The following is a 1,464-nucleotide window of genomic DNA, read 5'->3' on the forward strand; positions in this document are numbered from 1 at the left end:
ATTTGAATATTTGTTTGTATTTGAGATAAGCATAATTGCGAGTTTCAACCTCATAAAACCAGCAATGAGAAATCACAATAAAATCAAAAAAGTCTTTGGGTATTTTTTGAAAATCTGCTTTTTCGTCGAATAAGTCCACCGTATCAAAGCGAAAATAGGCATTGGTTGGATTTGCCTTTTGTTCGCTATATTTCCGCCAAAATTGCAAACCTCTGTATTGAAATTTATCTTGTTTTTCTAGGGAATAGTAAGCGACCTGAACCGGAGGTAACTGAATTGAAAAAAGATGACTACTTTGTAAGAATAAATCTAAACCGTAAGCCATTGTCCCAGGGCCAGCAGCAATATCAAGAATATTGAGATTTGTCGGTAAAAATCCAGATTGATAGATTAAAAACCAAGCCAGATAAGCACAATATACATTTTCTAAAAAATAACGAATCAAGTAAACATGAGGACTGAGAGTATAACTGTAATTTGGATCTTTTCCCCCTTTCAAACTATTGAGATCTTGTGTCGCATCTGCTAGCATTGATTCAAAATCCCTTCTGGTTCGACGGAATTGTTCAAACTCCCCTTCAATAAAATCGGCTAGACTCCGTTCAATATCCTCAAATATTTCTTGATGAATTCCCGTACATTGCAGTAATCCTGTATCACGTTCAATCAGTTTAAATTTATCCCAGATAAAATCGATAAACTGTTTTTCGGGTAACAAACAAAATTGGTTATTCGTTGAAACTTCTGTAAGAGAGTTCAATTGTTCTAACTCCCGAACAGTTGTTTCCAATTCTTCTTTTAATTGCTTGATAGTTTTATTCTTTTGATTGAGATTATAGGTTAGCTTCAACTTTTCTCTATACAGCTTTTCCGGTAAAGAAAGTTGACTTTCGGAAAGTTTAGCGTCTCGAATAATTTTTCGCGCTAAATCTTCGTTGCCTTGTTTTAAAGCCGCACAAAACTTTCGGGATCTCCACCAATTTTTAAACAAATTAATCATATTAATCATAGCCAAATCCTGCTTTTCCTTCAAAAACTTCTACGTCACACAGCAAAGCTTTTAAATTTTCAAGAAAGTTGTTATATTTTTCGGATTCGTTGTCATACCACCATTTATATTTTTCCTTAAGATTGACAGCTTCTTTGCGGGTAGTTGCTGCTAAAACTGATTTTTGACTCGCCGAATGAAACGCTTGAATCACTATGCGATCAATAACTTCTAATTTACAAATAAACGGGGTTTCATCCTCTGGAAAAATAGGGAGTAAAGGTGTTATAGTTATGGAAAATCTAATTTGATGATCTTGATTATCTGGAATATTATGTCGTAGTTTTCCAATCGCATTCAGTCGGGCTTGAATACTGGGTGATTGAGGTTCAAAATCTTTACGAACGGACTCGCTTCCTGTGGGAATACTCATGTTCACTCGCAAGCGTTTAAACTGTTTGAGTAAATCAATATCT

Annotated in this window: 2 protein-coding genes; both read right to left on the reverse strand. The window is 34.8% G+C overall.

Going from position 1 to position 1,464, the window contains the following annotated elements:
* On the reverse strand, positions 1-1,009 hold a 1,009-nt coding region (locus M595_RS27505; RefSeq protein ID WP_023069847.1), incomplete at its 3' end, for a hypothetical protein.
* Positions 1,002-1,464, reverse strand: a 463-nt coding sequence (locus M595_RS27510) for a radical SAM family protein (RefSeq protein ID WP_023069848.1), incomplete at its 5' end; no start/stop codon positions are given. The genes M595_RS27505 and M595_RS27510, both read right to left, overlap by 8 nt.

Origin of the sequence: Lyngbya aestuarii BL J (genome assembly GCF_000478195.2) — a bacterium.
Classification (GTDB): Bacteria; Cyanobacteriota; Cyanobacteriia; order Cyanobacteriales; family Microcoleaceae; genus Capilliphycus; species Capilliphycus aestuarii.